Here is a 26,298-nt window from a genome sequence, read left to right as displayed (position 1 = left end):
TGCCGCAAGGCTTTTTTATTGTTTTTATACTGTTACATATGATCAAGGAATGTGCGACGGATTTGCTTCTTCTTCCTGATCAATAGGGTCTGATGTAGCATCTCCACGAACTACACCAGAAGTACTACTTATACTACCAGTACTACCAGGGCCACCTTGTGTATGACCCATACCATTATCAGCAATTGTTTCTCCAATAAAATAATCATCAGACTCTTGTTGCGAAACAGTCTGTGTTGTAGAATCTTTTATCCCTTCCAACGCTTTCTGAGGATTCGATGAAAGTGTGGTAACCCCCCTGTACTTTTGACCAAAATCACTCATAATAGCGACCATACCGTCACTGGCAGTTGTAAAACCCAAAAACGTTCCATCAGACCCAATAGTAGCCACAAAACCTTCTGGTACGCTATCAGGGAAAGTTGAAGTATCACTGCCGCCAAATTTATCCTTAAACCACTTTTTTAAATTATTTGCGATATTCTGTACAAAATCTTGAGAAGCATTAGGGTCTTTCGGAAACCAATATACTGTACCTTGCATACATACCAACATACCTTCTGCCACTTCCCAGTTTGTTCCGCGTACACCAGCTATACCTTTTGGTGTTTCAACGTGGAATGTGGATTGGCTTGTTGGCTGTGTCTTTAGACTTGCCATGATGCCACCTTTAAGCATCTTCAACTTTGTCTTCTGTGATTTTACCGGCTTTTTCATGAAAAACATAAAGGAAACTTCTTTTGTGTCGGTAGACAGATCTTCGATAAGCATATTTGATTCTTCATCAACACGTATCACTCCACCGTCCTTAAACTGAAGATCTGCATAAGAACCTATAGTAGATCTAACAGAATCTCCTGTCGTTAAATCCATGCCGATTTGTGCAGAAACCCAGTCAGAAGATCCCGCTTTCTTGACATCAACAAGACCATCAAGTCCAACAATTCTGATACTGTCGTTCTGTGCTATCACAAATGACGTAATCATAATCGTCGAAATTAATACCGCTATTGCTGCTACCGCTATTTTAAATTTACTTTTCATATTGGATCGCCCCCTTCCGTATTTGGTTAAGCGTCATCTCTACTATATGCATAAACCATACCAACTTTTTAGCCCTGAAACATTATCTTTAACTCTCACAAATGCTCCACTACGGAACATATGTCGCAATTTTGCAGCAATTTAAAATACGTATTGATATACAAGCTGTAGAAAATCTTCATCTGTATGAGCATTATTCGGATACACATTACCCGTAAAGAAATGGCCATACACAAATGTTGCACGTGAATACCGGGTCAGATCATACATAAAACCGATGTCAATTTCATTACCTATAAATGTACGGCCAGGTAAAATCGCCGCATAATCAGATATAGCTCCATCAGCATGCTGTTTCCAATAAGCATAACTGTTAATATCAATGGTAAGTCTCTTAATTGGATAGAGCTTTGCCCCAAACTTATATATCAGCATATTGGAGACGATCGGGTTTAACGCAACACCATAATTGACGTATCCATCGATTCCTCTCCAGTTTTGATCTTTAGAACCCTTAGGGTTACCACGAAGAATACTGGAGACATTACCTCTTTGATTCTTATACAATGTCGGAACTCCTACAAAACCAGGGGCCCCCTGCGCAACTTGATCAACCGTCGCTGATGAAGGGTGAATCTGAATATCGCCATACAGCGGAACCGTACCATCTCCAGAACCCCATACAAATTCGTTTTCAATTTCAGGCTTCCACGGATGATCAATTCTGATGATTGCACCGAGATCTAATAAGAATGTGTCAATTGTTTCACTATCATATCTGTTTGCAGCTGGCGAAAAGTCAGAAACACTACTTGTACCGATGGTCTTTACGGTTTCAAAGTAATAGGTCAAGCTTCTGATCTTATATTTATTAATATCAAATCTTCCGATACCGTATGTACCAAAATATACCGGCTTATAATTTGAGTTTCTATAATAGAGCTGGTCATCACTGCGATCCATAACACCAACGATATAGCCTTGAAACAGGTGTTTCATAAACTCTTTATATGTCGCGGTAATACCGATTGGATACTTGTTCTGTTGATTATTCGGAATGTACGGATCCTGATTATCACCAAGCACTTTACCGATATACATGTCGATATCCATAAAATCGTCAGAATACATCAGTTTAATAGCATCGAAGTTATTTCTATAGACGTGCCCTCTACCAACTTTATGAAACTGGCGGCCAACGACAAGATTGAACGGTTCAAACAAAAATTCACCGTACATCTGGTCTACATCAGGGCCGACAAATTTATTATCGTCCGGATAATAATCATGTCCATGATAAATATTTCTAAATTTCACATAGTAACGAAACCAATTCTGATACCGAACATTGGCGTAGACATATAAAAGTAATCTTTGAATGTCCCGCACTGTATCTTTTTTTTGTCTGTTTTTATCTTTATTGAAATCGAATCTTAGGAGCGTCGCTGTTGAACCGCCCCAATCTACGAAGAGATCATAAAAATTGAATCTTTTTAAATGATACGGTATGGCATACCCTTTACCCCATAAAAGATCAAGATAGTTCACATCTTTATAGGTCAGATGTTCTTCTTGTTCAACTGAAGGGTTTAGCGCTGTAGCGGCAAGCGCTGTGCCTTTATTTACCGTCGTTAAAGCAACCAAAAACAATAAAGCAATACCACATAACAAGAGTGCTCGTTTCATCATCTAAGCTTTCTCCTTTCTCAACATTTCAAAAAGATAGTTATATACACTTTTCCACTAGTTTAAAATTGGTGAAAGTTTACCATAGTTACACTCTTTGTCAAGCACTAATTTAAAAATACAAAACAAAAATATTTTACTCGTATTACACACCCCGTGCAAGCACACATACACTTACTTTTCGAGCACCGTTTACCCTTAATAATCTTGCTGCTGACTGTACCGTTGCGCCCGTTGTGTAAATATCATCTACCAATAAAACAGTGTTATTTTTAATGACATCCGGGCTTGTGACAACAAATGCATCTTCTACATTTTGCTGTCTTTTTTTCTTATTGAGACCACTTTGCACTTCCCCTATTTTCACCCTTTTCAAAACTCCTCTAGCGTATGGAATCTGCAATTTCTTACTCAGTGAACGAGCAATGAGCTCGGCCTGATTAAAACCCCTCTCCTTTTTTCTCAATGGATGCATCGGTACGGGAACAATACAATCGTAATTACGAATATTTATAGAATAAGACTCTATAAAAGAAACCAATGCGTCGCTAAACCACTTGCTAATATATTCTTTTTTCTCAAACTTTAATGCGTGTATACATTTCTTTAAATCTCCTTCATATATACCGAGCGCTATCAATTGTTCAAAAGGTAGTTTTTCACTTTTACAGGTATAACATCCATCACGCCCTCCGACACTAACAACAAGGGGACGCGCGCATTTCTTGCAGAATGGATCTTTTGTAAAGATAACTGCACGTGAACAGGTGGGGCAGATTAATTCCTCTCCGAAAGAGAGTGGATCTGAACATAATAAACAATGGCGTGGATAGAATATATCAAGAAATGATTTACCGTAGTCCTGAGCTATTTTTATAAGTCTCATAGCATTTACAATGCGTTTATTATCAAAAATGTTTTTCATTCAGTGCACGGGTGTGCTATCAGAAACATCTAACGGGATTTCTTTTTTCTTCCGGGGCATATACACTAGTGTGACAACAATAAATACGACACCCAGAATAATCCAGCTTAAATACCCATCAACCATTTTATCAGTGCCATAAAACTTATAATTCCATCCTTGATTGACAGTGACAAATAACCCATCTATTTTCAGGATAAATATCCAGCCTACATGAAGTCCGATTGAAAGGTACAGGCTTCTTGTCCAAAGCGCGCAATACGCTAATATAATGCCCACAAAAAAGAGACCGATACATTCAGGAACAAACTGTGCCGGATGACTTAACGGCTCAACCATAAGTAAAAGGGATTTGAATCCCGAGAGCATATCCATAAACTCAAAATGGGGATGATCCTCAATCTTTGTAAAATGGACAATTGCGTAGAAAAAACTTGTTACTAATACAGCAAAAAATTTCTTCATATCATTTAATAGTGTTTGCAGGACAAACCCCCTAAAAAACACTTCCTCAATTAATGAAACCACTAATGCGCTCATTATAGCCTGCACAAAAACCTTTATACATTTAATATAAGTAAAACTGGAAATATCAATCTTTCGAAATCCGATAGCTAGGGTAAGGGCAATAAGAACAATCAGTGAGAGGGCAGCGATTACTACTCCCACAAAGAAATCCCGCTTCCCGTGAACATTTTTTGGAAACCAACGGCTCCATATATCCGGAGAAAATAGCCGTTTTCTATACACAACAAAGAGTATCACCGCAATAACAAGCATAATACGGCTCATCACTCTATCGTAATCAAATTCTGAGAGCGAATATAATGAGGGAAACAGATCTAAGATAAGTTCAATACCTGCATGGATAAACGGAGTGATGATAGCACTTATAAAAAGGACTGCGCCAAGTATAAATACTATTAATAAAGATGGTCTCATTTTTTTAAATTATCCTTTTAGATACTTTATGTCAATATACTTTTAAAGATTAGCTGATAGTTTTTGATTTTCTTTTAACTATACGCTACCCGCTAAACGCTAAACGCTGAATAAACAATGGATTAATCTCATTTATCGTATATAATAGAAGCCTGACAACAATACTCGAATACAAAAATGGTAGATTTTAAAACTGACATAGGTATTATATATCAATGAGAATACTTCATAATTATGTCACAAAAGAAATACTTACTTCATTTTTCTTTGCGCTCATTGTTTTTACTTTAGTGCTTTTTCTCGGCAATATTCTCCGTTTAGTCGAATTTATTGTTCGTGGTGTCGGCCTCATCGTCATTTTTAAGTTCATGCTATATATTATTCCCTCAATTCTCACACATTCGATTGCCATGGCACTTTTGACATCTGTTCTCATTACCTTTGGTAAACTATCCGTTGATAACGAACTTACCGCAATGCGTTCAAGCGGCATCAGAATGGCAAGAATCGTTTTTCCTGTCATATCAATCGCAATACTCTTGAGTATCGCCTGTATATACCTTAATAATTATGCGCAGCCATACTGTCACTTTAACCTCAAAAAGCTCAAAGCACAGATTGGGGTAAAAAACCCCGCTAATTTAATAAAATCAGGTACATTTATCGATGAGTTTCCTCCATACCTCATTTATATCGGAGAAAAAGAGAGAAATAAGTTCACCGACATAGTTATCCACGAAATCAAACCAAATAACACCATTAATTTTATTAAAGCAAACAGCGGTGAACTCGTAACAGATCTGGAAACCCACGAACTTACGCTGAAACTCTATAATGGCGCTCTTGAAGAACCGGACTCGTCATCCGGACACACTATCCATGGAAATTTCTCCGCATATATCGTTTCCCTTGGCAATTCTGAGATGACAGACATATCCCGGCTTAAAAAATCAACGAAAGATAAAACCACTAAAGAGCTCGTCGGAGAGAAAATGCTGTTTAAAGAAAAACTCAAGAAGGCAACACCAGATGAAAAAAAAATCATACGTAAAAGAATATCATTTCTTGAAACAAGAATACAAGAGCGGTTATCCTTTGCACTTGCATGTCTTGCCTTTACCTTAATAGGAATACCGCTGGGAATAAAATCTCATCGTAAAGAAAAGTCTATTGGTGTGGCTATCGCACTTTTACTTGTATTAGTTCACTATGGGTTCACTCTTCTTGCAAATGCGTTAGAAGAACTCCCTCAGTTTTATCCAGCCGTTATCATGCAATCACCGAATATTATTCTGTCTATTGTCGGCATCTATCTCATATACAGAGTGTCACGGACATAGTCTCCTAGCATATAGCGTTTAGCACGTAGCGTATAGTAAAAAAATAAAGCAAAAACTAAGCGCTAAATTCTAAACGCTATGCGCTATACGCTAGAAATAATGCTTTCATTGTCCTCATAAACTCACTATAATGAATTTTTTTACGCATATTAATATCGGAACATATTTATGAAAATAATTGATAAATACCTTATTAAAAATTTCTTATTACCTTTTATATACTGCTTAGTAACATTCTTTATATTAAGCGTTATTTATGATCTTTCTATAAACCTCGAAACATTTATCCAAAAAGAAATAAGTTTTTCTACCCTTTTTGCTTATTATGGACATTTATTTCCTATTATGGTAGTCAACACCATGCCTATAGCTACATTAATGGCTATATTGTATGAACTGGGAAACCTTCAGCGCTCAAACGAAATAACAGGAATGCGTGCATGCGGCATCAGCAACCTGAGGCTCATAACTCCCTTTATCATATGTGCACTGTTTATATCTCTTACTTCATTTGTTATTGGTGAAATGTTTGTACCTCAATCAATGTACAAAATATATCGTATTGAAACTGAGAAGTTCAAAAAGACATCCGAAGAGGATGCCCCTAAAATTGTTGCATTTTACAACGTAAAGACGAAACGATCATGGGTAGGAACTATCGATCTTAACACTGATAAAATGACAGATTTTGAGATCAGGTTATTTGACGATAACGGTACCGTAACAACAAAAATTACAGTAAAAGAACTTTTTTATGATAATGGATGGCAATTTATTGGCCCACGTGTTGAGCACTACAGACCGCTTCTGGATGGTCCCCGAGAAAAAGAGAAACCCGAAGATATTTCCTTTGAATTTTCTGAGATGCCCGAAGACCTGAAAAACAGTCTCAAGGAAACGATGTTTATGAATATACTCGAATTATACAACCACTTGCAAGTCGTCCCGAAAGATTCAAAAATATACATAGAAGAAGAGGTAGATTTCTATCATAAACTGGCCGTACCGTTTGTTAGTCTGATAGTCATGGTAATTGGCCTTGCATTCGGGTTAAGAACAGTCAAGGGCGGCCTTTTAATCGGCGTGGGTACATGCATGGTAATATTTGTCTCATATTATGGGCTCTCGATCGTAAGCCTCGCCCTAGGAAAACAAGATCTTCTACCAACATGGCTTGGCGCATGGCTCCCGAACCTGTTTTTTCTTTCTTTAGGATTAGTGTTTATGAGGAAATTAAATTAATATGGATATCTCTGTTGTTATCCCTATATATAATGAAGAAGAAAGCATTCCGGTTTTGTATCATGACCTCACACACGTACTCACTGCAATGCATTCTGATTATGAACTTATTTTTATTGATGACGGCTCGACTGACAACTCACAAAAAATCATCTGTGAACTGAAAAAAAAAGACCCTAAAGCACGCATCATAACCCTGAAAGAAAATTGCGGGCAAAGTGCCGCATTTGATTGCGGCATTAAAAATGCGCACGGATCACTCATTATCACTATTGATGGAGACAATCAAAATGATCCACAGGACATCCCGCGTATGCTCAATGCCTTAGAAGATAATGACGCGGTAATAGGGTGGCGCACTCAAAGAAAAGATCCTCTGTCGAAAAGAATATCATCACGTATCGCTAACTATGTCCGAAACAAAATCAGCTGTGAAAATGTCCACGATACGGGATGCTCGCTTAAGCTCTTTCGCAAGGAAGCGCTTGAAAACATAACGCTTTATCATGGCATGCACCGCTTTCTTCCCACTCTAGTAAAAATTGAGGGGAAAAAAGTTGTAGAGATTCCGGTCAATCACCGGCCCCGTACGCGCGGCCAGTCAAAATACAATACAAGAAAAAGAGCGATAAAACCTTTCATTGATCTTTTGGCTGTAACATGGATGAAAAAGTATTCGTTGCATTATACTGCAAAAGAGATACAATAACCTGACATAAATGCCTCCGGCAAGCCTATAAAGGCACCCATAACATTTCGCGGAAGTCATTTTTGCACTCACACAAAATGGAGAACTATGACAATAAACTATTGGATTATACTTGGATTTTTTGCACAATTTTGCTTTTTTATGCGTTTCTTTACCCAATGGATCTATTCCGAGAAAAAAAAGCAAAGCGTTATACCGATTTATTTCTGGTATCTCAGCCTTATTGGCGGCACATTGCTTCTTGTTTATGCTATACATAGAAAAGATCCGGTATTCATTATCGGGCAAGGCATGGGACTTATAGTCTACACAAGAAACCTTGTTCTTATACACCAACACAAAAGATCTGCTAACGATGACGAAACTCAATAAAAAAGATATTCTTTTTCTCGTTCTTCTCGTTGCAATAACCGGTTTTCTGTTTTTTTATAAGCTCGGATCAAGCAACCTGATAGACATGGATGAATCACGGTACGCTGAATCCGCACGCGAAATGATCGAAAGAAACGACTACATTGTCCCTCATCTTAACGATACCGTACGCCTCAACAAGCCCATTTTATTTTACTGGTTTATCGTGTTATCATATAAAAGCATGGGAATTAATGAGTTCGGGGCTCGTTTTCCTTCAGCGCTGTGTGCTCTACTCGGCATTCTTTTTGTCTACTTTTTTGCCCGACACATATATAACCGCACTGTTGGTTTTCTTGCAGGATTGATTCTTGCTTCAGCCCCCCAATACCTTATTCTTTCACGACTGGCCATCATAGATATGAGCTTTGCATTCTTTGTTACTTTAGCACTTGGAACTTTTTGGCTGGGATATTCATCAACAACACGAAAAATGTTCTTTTACTATATTGCTTACTTTGCAGCATCATGTGCATTTCTCCTAAAAGGTCCTGTGGGGATAATTCTCTTTATCGCACCCCCCACTCTCTACCTTATATTGATTAAAAACACGTCTGAGCTAAAAAAATTACTCTCTTGGAAATTTCTACTTGTATTTGTTCTTATCAATATTCCCTGGTATTATGCCGCATATGCTCGCTTTGGTTTTGACAATTCTCTAGATCTTCTCTACCGGGAAACTATCGGACGTTATATGGGAGGAGGAATACATGTGCATAAGGAACCCTGGTATTTCTTTTTTCTCGTTATTGCAACCGGCTTTGCTCCCTGGGCACTCTATCTTCCATTTGCATTAATGACATACATAAAAAAAGAACATACTGCACATAAAAAGTTTCTTATTGTATGGGTATCGACTGTATTTGTTTTCTTTTCCTTATGCTCAGCTAAAGTCGCTACCTATGTCCTCCCGTTATACCCGATCCTTGCTATCATCATGGCATATTTTTGGTGGGACATATTTGGCAACAAACAAAAAAGGCAGCATATTGCACTCGGTATCCCTGCCGCATTGTTAGTCATAAGCACTGTTGTCTCTTTATTTTTATTACCATCACTCTTACAAAAATATCCTAATTATCATATACAGCTGATTTTTTATAATTGTTCAGCTATTATTTTATCATTAGCGGCGACCCTATTGTATATCATAAAGAAACCGCGGGTATTGTTTCTCTCAGTATGTGCTATTACGTGCATCATTGTACTGTCACTGCAACATCTTGTTCTTCCCATTATCGAGAAGCGAAGAAGCGCAAAACCTCTTGCCATGAAATTGGCACAGAAATTAGACGAGAAAGATACCGTTATCAGTTATGGCCCTAAACGATACAGCACCGTTTTCTATACGAAACACCCTATCGTCTTAATGCACGAGGCTAACAAGCTGATAGAGCACCTCAACACCCGTAAGAATTGCTACCTATTGATAGACATTGATCACTTTAAGGATCTGCCAAAAGAAACACGGAAAACACTTTCTCTAATCGATCAATACGGAGATACACTGCTTGTTACAAACAAAAAGAAACCGGAAAGATAAATTCTTTCCGGTTTCTTTTTGTTTTCTATCCGCTAAACGCTACACGCTATGCGCTATAAACTATGTTCCCATATCCCAAGAAGCGAGATATTTGACTTGTTCCGGAGTAAGCTTCTCAATAGTAATACCCATGGTCTTTAACTTTAATGAAGCGACCCACTCATCGATTTCACGAGGAACATAGTACACTTTTGGTGATAGTTTTCCTTTATTCTGCACAACATATTCTGAAGCAAGGGCCTGTGTTGCAAAACTCATGTCCATCACACATGCAGGATGCCCTTCTGCCGCCGCAAGATTGATCAATCTTCCTTCAGCAAGAACAAAGATTGAATTACCATTTTTTAACACATATTCATCAACAAAGTTACGTACATCCTTTTTCACTTCGACTGCTATTTGGGCTAACCCTTCCAGATCAATTTCAACATTAAAATGTCCGGAATTTGCTACCATTGCACCGTTTTTCATAAGTTCAAAATGCTCTTTACGGATAACATGCATATTACCAGTTATTGTACAAACAAGATCAGCTTCTTTAGATGCTTCTTTCATATCCATAACCCTAAAACCATCCATTACCGCTTCTAAGCATTTGATAGGATCTATTTCAGTAACAATAACATTTGCACCCATACCACGGGCCCTCATTGCAAAACCTTTACCGCACCATCCGTATCCAGCGACAACAACAGCTTTACCGGCAATAAGCATATCAGTTGCACGAATAATGCCGTCAAGTGTAGACTGTCCTGTTCCGTAACGATTATCAAAAAGATGTTTTGTGTCAGCGTCATTTACCGCAATCACAGGAATTTTTAGCGCATTATCCTTTTCCATTGCTTTAAGACGAATAATACCAGTCGTTGTTTCTTCCATACTTCCCATAACTTCTGATACAAGATCCTTATATTTTTCTCCATGAAGAGCAGAAACAAGATCAGCACCGTCATCCATTGTAATATTCGGTCTGCGATCAAGCACCGCTTTAAGATGACTGTAATATACATCATTATCTTCACCCTTAATCGCAAATACAGAGATACCGTAATCTTTCACTAATGACGCTGCTACATCATCCTGTGTAGAAAGAGGATTTGATGCGCATAACGCTAAATCAGCACCACCTGCTGTTAATGTTCTGGCAAGATTAGCCGTTTCAGCAGTAACATGAAGACATGCACTCATCTTTAAACCTTTAAAAGGTTGTTCGGCTGAGAATCTTTTTCTGGTTTCACGCAAAACAGGCATATCCCTATCAGCCCATTCAATCCTTTTCTTGCCCCCAGCTGCTAAATCAATGTTTTTAATATCATACTTCGTTGTCGTTTCCATTATTTCCCTTTCTTTATAAAACGATACATGCTCTCGCTGTGTACTCCACTAACATTTTACTGCTAATGCCTTTTTAAGGATGTCAGCTTTATCTGTTTTTTCCCATTTATATTTACTGTCATCTTTTTTACCAAAATGACCAGAACGAGCGGTATCCGTATAAATTGGTCTTCTTAAATCCAACCCATCAATAATTCCCTTAGGCGTTAAGTCAAAATTCTTTTCTATGAGTTCAACAATTTCACTTTCAGTAATTTTTGCTGTACCAAACGTATCAACCTCAATTGATGTTGGTTTTGCTACGCCAATTGCATATGAAAGCTGTACCTCACATCTGTCTGCGAGTCCCGCGGCAACAATATTTTTTGCTACATATCGGCCGGCATATGACGCGCTTCTGTCAACTTTCGATGGATCCTTACCTGAAAATGCTCCGCCACCGTGACGCCCCATACCCCCATAGGTATCAACAATAATTTTTCTTCCCGTTACCCCTGTATCTCCTTTAGGCCCGCCAACAACAAATCGACCGGTAGGATTAATATGATATATTGTGTTATCGTCAAGATATTCGGAAGGAATAATTTCTTTAATAACCAGTTCAAGAATATCTTTTTGTAACGTCTCATGACTTACATTCTCAGCATGCTGAGTAGAAACAACAACGGTGTTTACATGCACCGGTTTCCCATCTTCATACTCAACGGTTACCTGAGTCTTTGCATCTGGGCAAAGATACGGCAACGTTTTACTTTCTCTTAATTCCACAAGCCTTTCAAGCAGATGTCGGCTCATCATTAGAGGAAACGGCATAAGTTCCGGAGTTTCATTACACGCATACCCGAACATCATTCCCTGATCTCCTGCACCTTGTTCTGCATGCAATCCGCTGCCTTCTGTCACACCTTGCGATATATCAGGAGATTGCTTATTCAAACTCACCATGACCCCGCACGTTTCATAATCAAAACCTTTTTCACAACTGTCGTATCCAATTTCTTTTACTGTTTGTCTTGCGACATCACTATAGTCCACAATAGCATTTGTTGTAATTTCTCCTGCAATAACTATTAATCCTGTGCAAATAAGCGTTTCACATGCAACACGTGCATATGGATCTTTAGCAAGAATCGCATCTAATATTGCATCAGATATTTGATCGCACATTTTATCAGGATGCCCCATTGAAACACATTCTGATGTGAACATTTTTCGTTTACTCATTTAATCCTCCTCTTATAGATTTTTTATCTGTTTGTCTTTTAACTGTTACGTTTTTGCCAATATGCATTCGCTTCCTGATAGCTCTCAAAAGATCCTATATCAAACCATATCCCGCTATAGGTGTACGCATACACTGACTCACTTTTCGTCAACCATGCGATATATTTCCCCGGCTGATCTGGGCTATTTCCCTCTTTAATATATGTAAAAATAGACTGCAATTTATCTTTTGGAATAAAATACAAACACATTGCCGCTAAAGTAGAACCGGGATTATATGGTTTTTCCTCAAAATTATCAATTATATTTTCATTATTTATTGTGACAATGCCAAACTTTCGTGCAGCCTCAATGCTTCCTACATCGTACACAGAAATAGTGATTCCTCGGGGACAGGCAAACGAAAGAAAATCTCCGAGATCAAGATCAAACAGGTTATCCCCACCTATAATTAAAAGGTCATCATCAAGTTTTTCTTCCTGCAAGAGAAAGTTAATATCTCCCACGGCACCCTTTTTATTACTATCATCGGTTGTGCCGTCATTTATTATGCGAATATCCTTTTGTGAAGAATATTCACTTTTCCACTCAACAAAATCATTATGGAATTTTTCGTTGGTAATAACATATATTGCATCAATCGCGGCAATATCCTGCATTCTGTCCGTAATATACTCTATCATCTTCTTTTCAGCGATCGGTAGTAGCGGTTTTGCGGTATTATCGGTTAATGGTTTTAGCCGTGTAGCGAAACCCGCTGCAAGTATAACTGCTTTCATTATCAAGTCCCCATGGCCACAAGCTCTGGTGCTACCTTATACAGCAACTTTGTTGCTTCTTCCAGAACCTCTTCAGCCGTCCTGTATTTCTGTACTTTTCGAATAAGTTGTTTTGTCTGCTCTAAAGTAACAGACCTGATTACTTTCTTGATTTCTGGAACCATCACCGCACTCGTTGAAAATTCTTGGAGCCCTAAACCTAAAAGGAGCAAAACCGTCGCGGGATCACCTGCCATTTCTCCGCATATGCCAACCCAAATGTCATTTTTTTTCGACGCTTGCACAACAGTATCAATTAATCGCAATACTGCCGGATGTGTCGGCTCATACAGATAGGCAATTCTTTCGTTTACACGATCTACGGCTAAAGAATACTGTATAAGGTCATTGGTGCCAATGCTGAAAAAATCAACTTCTTCTGCGAGAATATCCGAAATAACGGCAGCTGAAGGGATCTCAATCATAGCGCCAATTTCCAAGTTTTCATCAAATGCTTTTTTTTCTTTTCGCAGCTCTTTTTTCGCTTCTTCTACCGCTGCATTTGCATCCTTAAGTTCATTTACTCCTGATATCATTGGATACATCATCTTAATCTTACCGAAAGCACTTGCCCTTAATATTGCACGGAGCTGTACTTTAAAAATATCTAAACGGGCCAAACAAAAACGAATAGCACGCCATCCCAAAAACGGATTCATTTCTCGAGGAATCTGTAGATGGCTTAAAAATTTATCTCCTCCTAGATCCATTGTTCGTATAATCACGGTGTGCGGGGAAACTTTTTCGGCGACCTGTTTGTATGATTGGAACTGTTCCTCTTCCTTCGGTAAATCTGAACGGTTCATGTATAAGAATTCTGTGCGATACAGCCCTACCCCCTGAGCACCATGAGCAATTACGCTGGGAACATCTTCAGGGAGCTCTATGTTTGCCGCAAGGGTAATTTTAAAACCATCTTTTGTCTCAGCAGGTAAGTTTTTGAGGCTTGCAAGTTTTTCTTCGAATATTTCAAATTTTGTTTGTTGCTCAGCATAGCGTTCCAGCGTCGTTTTTGAAGGGTTAACTATCACAATGCCACGATTACCATCAATGATCAGCATTGCATCAGGCTTAATCTTCCTGCTAACATCCCTAAGCCCAACAACAGCAGGGATACCAAGAGATCGAGCCATAATCGCCGTATGAGAGGTTTTTCCGCCAATGTCTGTGACAAATCCAATGACTTTTTCTTTATGCATAAGTGCTGTATCAGAGGGGGAAAGATCATACGCTGCAATAATCACTTCTTCTTTTAAGACTGCAAGGTCCTGTCGTTTCTTTCCTATAAGCTTATGGAGAACTCTTCTGGCAACATCACGTATGTCACTTGCTCTTTCTTTTAGATAATCATCCTCCATCCGGGAAAATATTTTCGAGTATTTTTTCGCAACCTGAATAAATATATATTCAACGTTATACCGTTGTTTTTCTAAATTCTTGATAACTTCTTCAATGAGCGCTCTGTCTTCAACAACGAGAAGATGAGCATTAAAAATCTCTGCATGTTCAGTGCCCATCGCCTTAGCGATTTTCTTCTGAATATCAAGTATTTCCCTTCGTGCCTGAATAAGGGCGCCCTCAAAACGGGTAATTTCATTGGGAATATCCTTGGGAGATAGCTTCCTTTTTACAATAACATCTTCTTCGCTATCAAAAAGAAACACCTTTCCTATTGCGACACCAGGAGATACAGGTATTCCCTTAAATTCTCTCTCGCCCATTGCTATTCCTCTCCAAATTTATCCGTTATGAGCTTTTCAATAGCATCTACAGCACTATCCGCATCTTCGCCTTCCGCACGAATAATAATCTTGGTGCCTTTTCCTGCAGCAAGCATCATAATACCCATAATACTTTTTCCATTAACCTGTTCCTTATCTTTTTCAATAAAGATCTCAGATGTGAATGTATTCGCTAACTTAACAAACATAGCGGCAGGCCGGGCATGTATCCCAAGCTCATTAACTATGCTCACTTCTTTTTCGCATTTCACTGCAACACTCTTTTTCATCACTATGCACACTCTTTTTTTGTCGTTTTACTCGTTTTTATTTCGCGCTTAAGAACACTTGTTCTCGATCATAAAGACCACAACCCTTAGTACTTATAACATCTTCTTTAATAAAAATCAAATCCTTAGTTGTCTTAGTAGCGTAGGAATAGCATTCACACAAAGGTCATATTTATTCTAAAGGCATGGTATTAGCACATTTAAATACGTCAATAGCTTTAACGACCGACTGATAGCAGAAGGAGGTAAAAATATATGCAATAATACAGAACGGTTAATTTCCTTTTTTAATCTGATCAAGCAATTTCTTATTCAAATCCTGTGCAGAATGATACCCCATCCACTTTAATCTCTGGTTAAGTGATGCTGTTTCAATCAAAAGAGCAATATCTCTTCCTGGCCTGACAGGAATAACCACATGGGGCAGTGAAACACTGAGAATATTGACCACTTTATCAATAAGACCTAATCGTTCATACTCTTTTTTACTGTCCCATTCCTCAAGTGTAATCATAAGATCTATTCTCTTTTCATCTCGCACACATCCTACACCGAAAAGGGTTTGCACATTTATAATACCCAATCCTCTGATTTCCATATGATGACGCGTAAGCTCAGCACCCTTGCCAATAAGTTGTTTCCCATCTTCAATTCTGATTCTTACCACATCATCAGTAATAAGACGATGCCCCCTCTTTATTAATGCAAGAGCGCATTCACTCTTCCCGACACCGCTTTTCCCTCGCAAAAGCACACCCACACCGTATACTTCCATTAGATCACCGCTAATAGTAGTGCTTTCGGCAAATTCATCATCTAAAAACGCCGTTGCTTTATTTATGAGATTCATTGTAACAAGTCTACTCCTGAATATTGGAGTATTTGTTTCTTCAGCTAATTGGAATAACTCCGGCAAGGGAATAAAATTTCTCGCAATGATAATACAGGGAATATTCTGATCAAACAGTTTTACTATTCTTTTCTTACGTTCCTTCACACTCAACGATTTGAGATAGGTCATTTCGACTTTTCCCATAACTTGTACTCTCTTAGACGCAAAATAATCAAAATACCCTGCAAGCGCAAGGCCAGGGCGATTAAGTTCGGGGACTTTTATGACGCGATTAAGCCCGTTTTTACCGGAAACAAGATTAATCCGCAATTTGTCTTTAAAATCGCGATAGAAAGCACTTACTTTTATTCCCTGCATAGTATTTCCTCTCTCTCTATGCAAAATCAAATACATCTACCTACATATCTTCTTCTTCAACCTCTTGGGAAATCTGTATTTCTTCATCCTTGATAGAGTTCATGCCCTTATGATCCCGGGTAATATCTTTATGTTTTTTCAATTGATGATCAATCTTATCCATGACACTATCAATCGCCGCAAACATGTCCTTGTCTTCAGCTTTTGCATTGAACGTATGGTTTTTCCCCAATACAGCCACATCAACAAAATGCAAATAGCCATGAATGCTCATGGTAATGCGCACATCAATAATTTTAATAGGAACCCTCTCTATCTTTGTAATCTTTTCTTCCATGTACTGCTTCATCTCAGGGGTCACATCATCTGTTCTTTTTATAAAATGTACTTCCATAATAACCTCCATTCTCCATTTACATAGTAAACTTCTCGCCTAAATATATCTCTCGAGCTTTTGGATTGTTCACTAATTCATCAGCCGTTCCCGATATAAGTATCCTACTGTCATTCATAATATATGCCCTATCAGTTATTGATAGAGTTTCTCTCACACTATGATCCGTAAGTAAGATGCCGAGCCCTTTATCCCTTAATTCAAGAATCATTTGCTGCACATCAAACACCGCAATAGGATCAACCCCTGAGAAGGGTTCATCTAACAGTATAAATGTCGGACGAGTAACCATAGCACGTGTAATTTCAAGCCTGCGTCGTTCACCTCCGGATAGGGTATATGCGATACTTTTTGCAAGATGCGCAATTTTAAGCTCTTCTAAAAGTTGCTTGAGACGCTTTCTCCTCTCCACAGGCGTGATATTGAGCGTCTCCAAGATAGCCATAATGTTCTCTTCAACGGTAAGCTTTCTAAATATTGAGGGCTCTTGCGACAAATAACCAATCCCAAGCTGTGCCCTACGGCTCATCGGCAACTTCGTAATGTCCACCTTCTTAAAAAACACATTACCTTTATTAGGCTTTACCAAGCCCACAATCATATAAAACGTTGTCGTTTTGCCTGCGCCATTAGGCCCTAAAAGCCCAACAATCTCACCTTTATTTACAGTAATTTCTACCCCGTTAACCACCTTGCGGGATTTATACTGTTTTATCAAATTTTCCGTTCTTAACAATTCCATTGCTTGTATTATACCACTCTATCTATTTTTTATCAATTAAAATATTTGATCTTTCTTCTGCTGAAATATCATCAGCTTAGCTTTCGGCTCAAAAATTATTCTGTTTGATTTTTTTAGAATGGTGATCTTTTGGGCGCTATAGGTGTCTACCCCCTGTTTGATTCGTGGATTCCCAGTGAGAATAATTTTTCCTGAGGGAACCAACATAAGCAATTTTTGGCTTTCTGCTTGCCTTCCACCCTGATCAATAAAGACATGACCAAATGCTTCAATCCTTTTCATTGACGATCCTTTTGCATCGAAGAACACCTTCATTTTGTCAGCCTTCAAAACGCCCTGATCATCTTTCACAACAACATTATCGGTAAAGATTGCAATGTTTTTTGTATAATCAAACACAACACCGCCATCAGAGGTAATTACCGTAGGATTTTCAAAACGCTCGTGCGGCAATTCCTCCCCAAAAACAGAATGCACACCTATACTCATACATATCAGACATAAACAACCGAAAAGTATTCTTTTTATTCCCACAGTTGACCATCCTTTTTATCAAACACACATTCAACTTTTACATTTTCTTTTATTTCAATCAATTGCTTATTAGATCTCCAAAGCATTCCAGTCCCTGTTATAACAACCCCTTCGGACACGATTTTCACCGGCACTTCTGTCGAAACCTCTCCATTGTTCTTATCAAAAAGAGCCGTGTCAGATGTAACAAATACCTCTCTGCCATCTTCACAAAATATACGGGTAAAAACCTTGTCTATCTCAATAAAACCACCCGGTAAAACAGTCGCCGTTTCTCCTTTTACGAGCGCTGCACGCGCACCTTCCTGATTAGGTAATTCAAATACAAAACCCTTTAACACACCTTTTAGGTCGCTTGCCTCGGAAAAACAATGCATCGCAGAGATTATAAGGCAAAACACAATAAATATCGATCGATATTTACTCATTGTCCTATTTTTGCTTTTTCTGCTATTTTTATACATTATGTTATGCTTTCTTGCGCCGATCGTAAGTAACGCCCACACCTGGAAGAGATATTACTATACCTTTTCCAGATATACCCTTCTACTCATGTGCTATAAAACTCATCTGTCATTATATAGACTGATTTTCTTTAACAATTGTTCCCTATGCCCTTATCATCTTTCCATCAGGCCAATATACGCTTTGCTTCATTTTATTACACATTTTTCCATCTATCGTGCATCCATACCCATTGATCGGGATATTTTAAAATATATTCTTCAAATATGCTGTTCCATTTGATCGTATTTTCACGTATATCATTCTTTTTATCGTCTGTACAAACAAGATCTATTTCATCCTCTATATAAATAGTATATTTATTATCTTTTTGCCTGATCAAAAATGCCGGAACAACACCCGCTCCACTTGCCCGTGCCAAAGCAACAGGTCCAACAAGCGTATGAGACTTTCTTCCAAAGAAATCTATTGAAACACCATTAAGATGGCGCACATTCTGATCCGGCAACATTCCAACCACACGGTTGTTTTTTAATGCCCGAAGAATATTCTTTGGAGAATCAGTAGTATAGATAGTCTCTACTTTATTGTTTTTACGCAACCCAACGATCAGATCATCATATTTTTTATAATATATCTCCCTTGCAACTATATCTACTCCGGCATGCTGGATGAACTGAGCAAAATACAACGCAAGATACTCCCAATTACCAATATGCGCCGTAATAGCAACAACGCCCTTACCCCGCGCAAGCACACGCTCTATTTTCTCTCTCCCTTCAATACTGATAAGACTGCCGAATTTTTCCTTGCTCATTCGTTCTATCAGTATCCAATCAACCAAGTTTTTTGCAAGGTTAACAAATACATGGCGCGCAATTGTCCTAATCTCTTTGGAAGATTTCTTCCCTAAATAGACGTACTGCAAGTGGTGTACAGTTTTGGCACTCTCTTTTCTCAAAAGAACAAACAATCCATTTCCACATACTGTTGCAAAACCTAACAGCAAAGTGCGCGGGACGACTTGTGCGCACTTCATGAGTGCACGCAAACAATAATAAAGTATATGCCTATGAAATCTATTTTTCATATTACAGACTGATCCTCTTTAACAATTTTTCGATCAGCCAAGGCACTCTGCTTCATTTTTTCACGCTTTCTTCCATCTATCGTGCATCCACACCCATTGGTCTGGATATCTCAAAATATATTTTTCAAACACGCTGTTCCACCTGATCGTATTTTCCCGCATATCACTTTTTTTATCGGCTGTACGAACAAGATCTATTTCGTCTTCCACATAAATAGTATAACTATTATCTTTTTGCCTGATCAAAAATGCCGGAACGATCCCTGCCCCGCATGTCCGTGCAAGAGCTACAGGCCCAACCGGCGTATAAGACTTTTTTCCAAAGAAATCTATTGAAACACCGTTCAGATACCGCACATTCTGATCTGGCAGCATTCCGATCGCATAGTTGTTTTTTAGTGCACGAAGAATAGTTCTCGGAGAATCAGTACTATACATGGTTTCCACTTTATTTTTTTTTCTGACACCAACAATCAGATCGTTATATTTCTCATAATATATTTTCCGGGCAACAACACCTACACCACCGTGAGAAATATACTGAGCAACATACCACGCGAGGTACTCCCAATTACCGATATGCGCTGTAATAACAATGGCTCCCTTACCGCGTGCGAGTACACGCTCCATCTTATGGCGCCCTTCAATACTAACAAGCTTCCCAAGTTCTTCCTTACTCATTCGTTCCATCAGTATCCAATCAACCAAGTTTTTTGCAAGATTGACAAATACATGACGTGCAATGGTATTAATTTCTTTCGGCGATTTCTTCTCTGAATAGACATACTGCAAATGACGTTTAGTTTTGGAGCGTTCTTTTTTCAAAAGAACATACAATACATTTCCGCATACTGTTGCAAAACCTAACAGCAAAGTGCGCGGGACGACTTGTGCGCATTTTATAAGTATACGCAAACAATAGTAAAGTATATGTCTATGAAATTTGTGGTTCATGCTATCAACTTATTTTCTTTAGCAATTCTTTCCAATGTCCCTGTGATTTTAAAACAAGTTCAACCACTTCTCTAAACGCCCCGTCTCCGCCGCTTTTTTCAGTAACATAGTCAGCAACTTCTTTTACCTCGCTCACCGCATTCTTCACCGCAACAGAAAAACCAACTCTTTTTAAAACCGCTATATCCGGCAAATCATCCCCAATAAAACACATTTGGTCAGCCGTAACACTCTCATCTGTAATAATCTTTTCTAACACGGCGGCCTTATCACTGATACCTTGATACGCCTTATATATCCCAATCTCTTTGGCGCGTTTCGTCACCGCTCCAGAATCTCTTCCTGATATCATAATCGTTCTAAACCCGACAAGTGCGGCATACTTTACTGCAGCACCATCATGCACATTGAATTTCTTTAGTTCTTTTCCCTCGGCATCAAGAATTATTTTTCCATCGGTAAAAACCCCGTCAACATCTGTAACAAATAGCTTAATATTCTTAAGAGCATCTGTATTCATATTTCACCATTTCATTAAAAAACTGAAAAACATAAGAGTTCTTCAGGCTATCGCGCAATAGACCACTGTCAGATATTCTAATGTCTTTCAGTCCACAGTAATGTGTTGTTATACTATAACTATCCTCTAAATCCACACCCTCTACGGGTGTTACCCAAGGCCTAATAAGTCTTTTTCGTCAACGATACCGATTGGATGTCCGTCCTTATCGACAACAATAAGCTCATCTATACGTCGTTCCTTAATAATGCGCAGTGCTTCCATTGCAAGCTTATCCTGTGTTATGGTAATAGGACGTTTGGTCATAAACGATGACACCTTCATTGCAGTAACATTCGGCTCTTTTTCAATCGAACGGCGCAAATCTCCATCAGTAAAAATACCCACCAACTGTTTGTTTGCATCAATTACAATTGCAGCACCTGCGCGCGCGTCCGTTATAGCGAAAAGCACCTCTTTTATTCGCATCTCATCAGAGACTAGTGGGATGGCTGTTCCCGTTCTCATAATATCTTCAACTTTTAAAAGCATTCTCTTCCCTAGTGTTCCGCCCGGATGGTAGAACGCATATTCTTCAACCCTAAACCCGCGTTTTTGCATCAAAACGATTGCTATTGCATCACCAAGCGCTAATGCCACAACCGTTGAGGCTGTTGGAACAAGATCGTACGGACAGGCTTCTTTCTCTACACCTGCATAAATCGCAACATCACTGTATTCAGCAAGCGTCGATTTCAGATTGCCGGTAAAAGAAATCAGACGGGTGCCAATCTTTTTAATTGTCGGCAACAGCTTTCTAATTTCTTCGGTTTCTCCACTATTTGAAATAGCGATTATGATATCATCCTTCATCACCATTCCAAGATCACCATGTATTGCTTCTGCTGGATGCAGCCATAATGACGGCGTACCGGTACTGGCTAATGTCGCAGATATTTTCCTCCCGATAATACCCGGCTTTCCCATTCCTGTGACAATAACACGACCCCGGCAACTCAGCAAAAGCTCAATCGCTTTTTCAAAATCACCATTGATGTGTTTCATCAAAGATTCTATTGCTTGGGCTTCAACTTCTAGAACATTTAGTGCAATATCTATTGATGCATGTGTTTGCATTGCTTTTGACATATATCCCTCCGACGTTAAGCTATAAGCTGTAAGCTTTAAGCTATAAAACAATATTATATATTTATAATCATTTTGCTAGCGTACAGCGTTTAGCGGATAGTAAAAGAAGAAAAAGAGCCCGTCCTTAAATTCTATACGCTAAACGCTATACGCTATATTTGACCTCTAACTATTCCATCTATATTAACGACATCTTTCAAAAGTTTTTTAACCATATTTAATGGGAGTGAATTCGGCCCATCACATAATGCTTTTTCTGGTTTATCATGCACTTCTAAAAACAATCCGTCACACCCTACTGCGATAGCAGCTCTACTAAGATATGGCACGAAGCGTCTATCACCACCTGAACAGTTTCCGTTGCCGCCGGGCTGCTGAACACTGTGCGTTGCATCAAAAATAACCGGATACCCAAAATCACGCATTATAACAAGTGATCGCATATCCGTAACAAGTGTATTATAACCAAAACTCACACCTCTTTCAGTAAGAGTAATATTCTTGTTGCCGGTCGTTTCAGCTTTTTCTATAACATTTTTCATATCCCAAGGGGCAAGAAACTGTCCTTTTTTAATATTGATCGGCTTACCGGTAGCTGCAGCCGCAATAATAAGATCTGTTTGACGAGATAAAAAAGCTGGTATTTGAATAATATCAGCAACGCGAGCAACCTGAGACAGCTCTTCCTTACAATGAATATCTGTGAGAACCGGCACATCTACTTTTTCTTTTATTTTAGATAAAATAGCAAGTCCCTTTGTCATTCCCGGGCCGCGATACGAAGAAACAGAAGATCTATTGGCCTTGTCATAAGACGCCTTAAAAACATATGATATATTGAGCTCTCGCGTAATATCTTTTAAGGCTTGTGCTATTTTTAGACAATGTGACTGACTCTCAATAACACACGGCCCTGCTATCAGTGTGAGAGGCGCGCCCTGACCAATAACAACGTTTCCTATTTTTACTCTTTTGGGTTTCATCATTATCTCTTTTACTGTTATTAAATGTTATGCCTGTTTTTTTTGTATTTCATTGCAGCTTCTATAAATCCTTTAAATAAAGGATGTACTTGTATCGGCCGGGACTTAAATTCCGGGTGAAACTGTGTCGCAATAAAGTAAGGATGTGAAGCAAGCTCAATAATCTCCGCAAGAGTGTCCTTCGAATATACACCGCTTAACCTACATCCAGCCGATTTTAATTTTTCTTTATAATGATTATTAAATTCATATCGGTGCCTATGTCGTTCATGAACAATCTTTTTCCTATATATTTTATATGCAAGCGTACCTTTTTCAATCATGCACGGAGTAGCACCCAGCCTCATGGTCCCTCCCATATTCTTAATATTCTTTTGTTCCGAAAGCAAAGAAATTACGGGATATGGCGTACCTTTGTCAAATTCCGTAGAATTTGCTTTCTTCATCCCGCATACATTTCTAGCAATTTCAACAATAGCACATTGCATCCCAAGACAAATGCCAAAAAACGGTATATTGTTCGTGCGAGCATAAGTGATTGCGGCTATTTTACCTTCAACGCCTCTTTGTCCAAAACCGCCCGGAATAAGTATTCCTGAAACTTTGCTCAGGTATTTTTCCGCACCATGTTTTTCTATTTTTTCAGCATCAACTCTTTTAATATCCACCTTACAATCATTTGCTATCCCTCCGTGAAGAATAGCTTCATATAAACTCTTATATGCATCATTTAATTCAATATATTTCCCGATGACCGCTATAGATACTTCACTTTTGGGTGATTTAAGACGTGAACACATGTCTATCCACAGCTTAATGTTTTTGCCATTGTTCTTTTTCTGTTTTTTTCTTAATTGTATTTTTTCTTTCAAACCAAGCATTCCGATTATTAATTTATCCAGGCCTTCTTCCTGAAACTTCATCGGCACTTCATATATGTTGTCGACATCTTGGGCCGGTATGACCGCATCTTTCGAGCAATTGCAAAATAACGCGATTTTCTCTTTGATATCTTTAGAAAGTGTTTTCATTGTTCTGCAAAGCAAGATATCCGGCTGAATACCAATTTCGCGCAATTTCCCGACACTATGTTGCGTCGGCTTTGTCTTTAACTCTCCTGCCGCAGCCATATAAGGCACCAGCGTCAAATGAATAAAAAGCACATTCGACTTCCCGACATCTTGAGCAAACTGACGTATCGATTCAAGAAAGGGCAAACTTTCAATATCCCCGACAGTCCCGCCAATTTCTGTAATAACGACATCTACTTTTGTTTTGCGTGCAACTTCTTTAATCCTGCCTTTTATTTCATCAGTAATGTGGGGGACAACCTGCACCGTCCTACCCAAATAATCTCCCCTTCTTTCTTTCGTGATCACATTATTATATATTTTTCCCGTCGTTACATTATTGAGTTGAGACATCTGCGCTGATGTAAACCGCTCATAGTGCCCAAGATCAAGATCAGTTTCAGCTCCATCTTCGGTCACATAGACCTCGCCGTGCTGAAACGGACTCATTGTCCCCGGATCAACATTGATATACGGATCAAATTTCTGCAGCGTTATCTTCAACCCATCATTTTCAAGAAGCATACCAATAGATGCAGATGCTATTCCTTTACCTAAAGAAGAAACCACTCCGCCTGTTACAAAAATATATTTTGTCACGCCCCCCCCTATTAAGACCAGAAACTAAAGGCTAAAAACTTTTCATTTTTAGTCTGTGGTCTGTTGTCTGTTGTCTCTGGTCTGTGATGACCTTTTATCTAAATTTTTATGATGCTCTCTTGCCTTCTCTAAATCTGAAGGCGTATCAATACCAATTGACTCGTGATCAACAACAATCACTTTAATCCGCTCTCCCGCCTCTAAAAACCGTAACTGCTCTAGTTTCTCTACATCTTCCAGCATTGAATACGGTAACGTTGCGAGTTTTTCAAGAAAACTCCTTCTGTAACAATAAATACCTATATGCTTATAGTAGTGCGCTTTTTCTTTATCGGCTACATCTCTCACAAAAGGTATCGGGCTCCGTGAAAAATAGAGAGCATACCTTTGGCTATCTAACACTACTTTAACATTGTTACTGTTTGCAATATCTTCGGGATTAGAGATTCTCACCGCAGCGGTAGCTATATTTACCGTATCGGTCTTTACCAGCGGGGCAACAACTGCATCAACAATATACGGATCAATAAACGGCTCGTCACCCTGCACATTAACAATGATATCACTTTTTGTTTTACTGAGAGTCTCAATTATTCTGTCTGTTCCGCTCTTATGTTCAGAGCGGGTCATCACTGCGACACCCCCACAATTTTTTACAACATCATATATCCTCTGGTCGTCAGTAGCAACAATAACCTCATTTACAGACTGGGCACATTTTACCGCTTCATAGACATGCTGGATAATACTTTTTTCTCCTATTTTTTCTAAGAGCTTTCCTTCAAATCGAGAAGATTTATACCGTGCCGGTATTATTGCGCTAATCATCATGTTCCTGGCCTATCCATTGAGCGGCATCATACAAGTGTTTTGCTCTGTAATCAGTTTTAACGGAACATTTTTCACCCATAATAAATATTGTTTTTGTCCCTGCGTTTTTTCCTGTCAATACATCCGTTTCTTTATCACCTATAAAATATGACTGTGACAGATCAACATTATACCGCGTGGCCATATCAAAGACAGTTTTTGGTAAAGGTTTTCTGCAATCGCATTGTTCTTGAGGTGTATGTGGACAATAATAACAATCTGTAATGGCAATATCATGCGCGCCAATAAGAGACATCATTTTCTCATGGACCTTCCCAACATCAATCTCCGTATAATAGCCTCTGTTTACACCGGATTGATTACTTATAATAAACAACAAAAAACCCTGCTCTTCAAGCAATTTTAATGCGTCAATTACGTATGGAAGCAGTACAAATTCATCAACATTACCAACATATCCAGAATCAATATTGATAGTACCATCCCGATCTAAAAATATTGCTTTTTGTTTTTCTCCCATATTTGAAATCCAATATATACATAGTCG

The 26,298-nt window shown here is 38.7% G+C and carries 27 protein-coding genes; 5 read left to right on the top strand and 22 right to left on the bottom strand.

Annotated elements, in window-relative coordinates:
• Positions 1-42: 42 nt before the first annotated feature.
• The 4 genes from P9M13_03205 to P9M13_03190 form a co-directional block, all read right to left on the bottom strand.
• Positions 43-1,044, bottom strand: a complete 1,002-nt coding sequence (locus tag P9M13_03205; protein MDP8262294.1) for a FecR family protein — start codon at positions 1,042-1,044, stop codon at positions 43-45.
• A 141-nt stretch (positions 1,045-1,185) separates the two neighbouring features.
• The gene (locus tag P9M13_03200) at positions 1,186-2,733 is read right to left on the bottom strand and encodes an alginate export family protein (protein ID MDP8262293.1); all 1,548 of its coding nucleotides are present in this window, start codon (positions 2,731-2,733) and stop codon (positions 1,186-1,188) included.
• Positions 2,734-2,875: 142 nt separating this feature from the next.
• Entirely contained in the window at positions 2,876-3,655 is a 780-nt protein-coding gene (locus tag P9M13_03195) for a ComF family protein (protein MDP8262292.1), read from the bottom strand.
• Positions 3,656-4,597 (bottom strand): CPBP family intramembrane metalloprotease, encoded by a 942-nt coding sequence (locus tag P9M13_03190; GenBank protein MDP8262291.1) that lies wholly within the window; start codon positions 4,595-4,597, stop codon positions 3,656-3,658. It abuts the gene before it with no gap.
• A gap of 215 nt (positions 4,598-4,812) precedes the next feature.
• On the opposite strand from P9M13_03190, the gene P9M13_03185 reads away from it, so the two are divergent.
• The 5 genes from P9M13_03185 to P9M13_03165 all read left to right on the top strand — a co-directional run bounded on the left by P9M13_03185 (position 4,813) and on the right by P9M13_03165 (position 9,842).
• On the top strand, positions 4,813-5,937 hold the full coding sequence (locus P9M13_03185) for an LptF/LptG family permease (protein MDP8262290.1): 1,125 nt from the start codon (positions 4,813-4,815) through the stop codon (positions 5,935-5,937).
• Positions 5,938-6,105: 168 nt separating this feature from the next.
• Entirely contained in the window at positions 6,106-7,179 is a 1,074-nt protein-coding gene (locus tag P9M13_03180; protein MDP8262289.1) for an LptF/LptG family permease, read from the top strand.
• A 1-nt stretch (position 7,180) separates the two neighbouring features.
• A complete protein-coding gene (locus tag P9M13_03175) occupies positions 7,181-7,888 on the top strand; it encodes a glycosyltransferase family 2 protein (GenBank protein ID MDP8262288.1) in 708 nt (235 codons plus the stop codon).
• 87 nt (positions 7,889-7,975) lie between these two features.
• Positions 7,976-8,260, top strand: a complete 285-nt coding sequence (locus P9M13_03170) for a lipid-A-disaccharide synthase N-terminal domain-containing protein (protein MDP8262287.1) — start codon at positions 7,976-7,978, stop codon at positions 8,258-8,260.
• Positions 8,244-9,842, top strand: coding sequence for a glycosyltransferase family 39 protein (locus P9M13_03165; GenBank protein ID MDP8262286.1), 1,599 nt, complete (start codon positions 8,244-8,246; stop codon positions 9,840-9,842). The genes P9M13_03170 and P9M13_03165 overlap by 17 nt, the downstream gene beginning before the upstream one ends.
• 60 nt (positions 9,843-9,902) lie before the next feature.
• Here the strand turns inward: P9M13_03165 and ahcY are convergent, their stop codons facing one another.
• The 18 genes from ahcY to P9M13_03075 all read right to left on the bottom strand — a co-directional run bounded on the left by ahcY (position 9,903) and on the right by P9M13_03075 (position 26,271).
• Positions 9,903-11,177 (bottom strand): adenosylhomocysteinase, encoded by a 1,275-nt coding sequence (gene ahcY / locus P9M13_03160; protein ID MDP8262285.1) that lies wholly within the window; start codon positions 11,175-11,177, stop codon positions 9,903-9,905.
• 48 nt (positions 11,178-11,225) lie between these two features.
• Positions 11,226-12,401 (bottom strand): methionine adenosyltransferase, encoded by a 1,176-nt coding sequence (gene metK / locus P9M13_03155; GenBank protein MDP8262284.1) that lies wholly within the window; start codon positions 12,399-12,401, stop codon positions 11,226-11,228.
• A gap of 38 nt (positions 12,402-12,439) precedes the next feature.
• Positions 12,440-13,180 carry a nucleotidyltransferase family protein gene (locus P9M13_03150; GenBank protein MDP8262283.1) on the bottom strand — a complete coding sequence of 247 codons (741 nt, stop codon included), beginning with the start codon at positions 13,178-13,180 and terminating at the stop codon, positions 12,440-12,442.
• A 2-nt stretch (positions 13,181-13,182) separates the two neighbouring features.
• Positions 13,183-14,940 carry a phosphoenolpyruvate--protein phosphotransferase gene (gene ptsP, locus P9M13_03145; protein ID MDP8262282.1) on the bottom strand — a complete coding sequence of 586 codons (1,758 nt, stop codon included), beginning with the start codon at positions 14,938-14,940 and terminating at the stop codon, positions 13,183-13,185.
• Positions 14,941-14,942: 2 nt separating this feature from the next.
• Positions 14,943-15,230, bottom strand: coding sequence for an HPr family phosphocarrier protein (locus P9M13_03140; protein ID MDP8262281.1), 288 nt, complete (start codon positions 15,228-15,230; stop codon positions 14,943-14,945).
• A gap of 274 nt (positions 15,231-15,504) precedes the next feature.
• On the bottom strand, positions 15,505-16,440 hold the full coding sequence (gene hprK, locus P9M13_03135) for an HPr(Ser) kinase/phosphatase (GenBank protein MDP8262280.1): 936 nt from the start codon (positions 16,438-16,440) through the stop codon (positions 15,505-15,507).
• A gap of 40 nt (positions 16,441-16,480) precedes the next feature.
• Positions 16,481-16,834, bottom strand: a complete 354-nt coding sequence (raiA, locus tag P9M13_03130) for a ribosome-associated translation inhibitor RaiA (GenBank protein ID MDP8262279.1) — start codon at positions 16,832-16,834, stop codon at positions 16,481-16,483.
• A 19-nt stretch (positions 16,835-16,853) separates the two neighbouring features.
• Positions 16,854-17,576 (bottom strand): LPS export ABC transporter ATP-binding protein, encoded by a 723-nt coding sequence (gene lptB / locus P9M13_03125; protein MDP8262278.1) that lies wholly within the window; start codon positions 17,574-17,576, stop codon positions 16,854-16,856.
• Positions 17,577-17,612: 36 nt separating this feature from the next.
• Positions 17,613-18,110: an LptA/OstA family protein gene (locus P9M13_03120; protein ID MDP8262277.1), complete on the bottom strand. Its 498-nt coding sequence runs from the start codon at positions 18,108-18,110 to the stop codon at positions 17,613-17,615.
• Positions 18,101-18,538 (bottom strand): LPS export ABC transporter periplasmic protein LptC, encoded by a 438-nt coding sequence (gene lptC / locus P9M13_03115; GenBank protein ID MDP8262276.1) that lies wholly within the window; start codon positions 18,536-18,538, stop codon positions 18,101-18,103. Before lptC ends, P9M13_03120 begins: the two co-directional genes overlap by 10 nt.
• Positions 18,539-18,771: 233 nt before the next feature.
• A complete protein-coding gene (locus P9M13_03110; protein ID MDP8262275.1) occupies positions 18,772-19,665 on the bottom strand; it encodes a lysophospholipid acyltransferase family protein in 894 nt (297 codons plus the stop codon).
• A gap of 60 nt (positions 19,666-19,725) precedes the next feature.
• Positions 19,726-20,619, bottom strand: a complete 894-nt coding sequence (locus P9M13_03105) for a hypothetical protein (protein MDP8262274.1) — start codon at positions 20,617-20,619, stop codon at positions 19,726-19,728.
• Between the two features lie 4 nt (positions 20,620-20,623).
• A complete protein-coding gene (locus tag P9M13_03100; protein MDP8262273.1) occupies positions 20,624-21,139 on the bottom strand; it encodes an HAD hydrolase family protein in 516 nt (171 codons plus the stop codon).
• 150 nt (positions 21,140-21,289) lie between these two features.
• Positions 21,290-22,267: a KpsF/GutQ family sugar-phosphate isomerase gene (locus P9M13_03095; GenBank protein MDP8262272.1), complete on the bottom strand. Its 978-nt coding sequence runs from the start codon at positions 22,265-22,267 to the stop codon at positions 21,290-21,292.
• A 152-nt stretch (positions 22,268-22,419) separates the two neighbouring features.
• A complete protein-coding gene (gene kdsA / locus P9M13_03090) occupies positions 22,420-23,250 on the bottom strand; it encodes a 3-deoxy-8-phosphooctulonate synthase (protein ID MDP8262271.1) in 831 nt (276 codons plus the stop codon).
• 20 nt (positions 23,251-23,270) lie between these two features.
• Entirely contained in the window at positions 23,271-24,920 is a 1,650-nt protein-coding gene (locus P9M13_03085; GenBank protein ID MDP8262270.1) for a CTP synthase, read from the bottom strand.
• 48 nt (positions 24,921-24,968) lie between these two features.
• On the bottom strand, positions 24,969-25,751 hold the full coding sequence (kdsB, locus tag P9M13_03080) for a 3-deoxy-manno-octulosonate cytidylyltransferase (GenBank protein MDP8262269.1): 783 nt from the start codon (positions 25,749-25,751) through the stop codon (positions 24,969-24,971).
• Positions 25,741-26,271 carry an HAD family hydrolase gene (locus tag P9M13_03075; GenBank protein ID MDP8262268.1) on the bottom strand — a complete coding sequence of 177 codons (531 nt, stop codon included), beginning with the start codon at positions 26,269-26,271 and terminating at the stop codon, positions 25,741-25,743. The genes kdsB and P9M13_03075 overlap by 11 nt, the downstream gene beginning before the upstream one ends.
• Positions 26,272-26,298 lie beyond the last annotated feature (27 nt).

Origin of the sequence: Candidatus Ancaeobacter aquaticus (genome assembly GCA_030765405.1) — a bacterium.
Lineage (GTDB): Bacteria > Auribacterota > Ancaeobacteria > Ancaeobacterales > Ancaeobacteraceae > Ancaeobacter > Ancaeobacter aquaticus.
The sequence above is the reverse complement of the archived record's forward strand: the minus strand, read 5'-3'. Positions and strand labels throughout refer to the sequence as shown.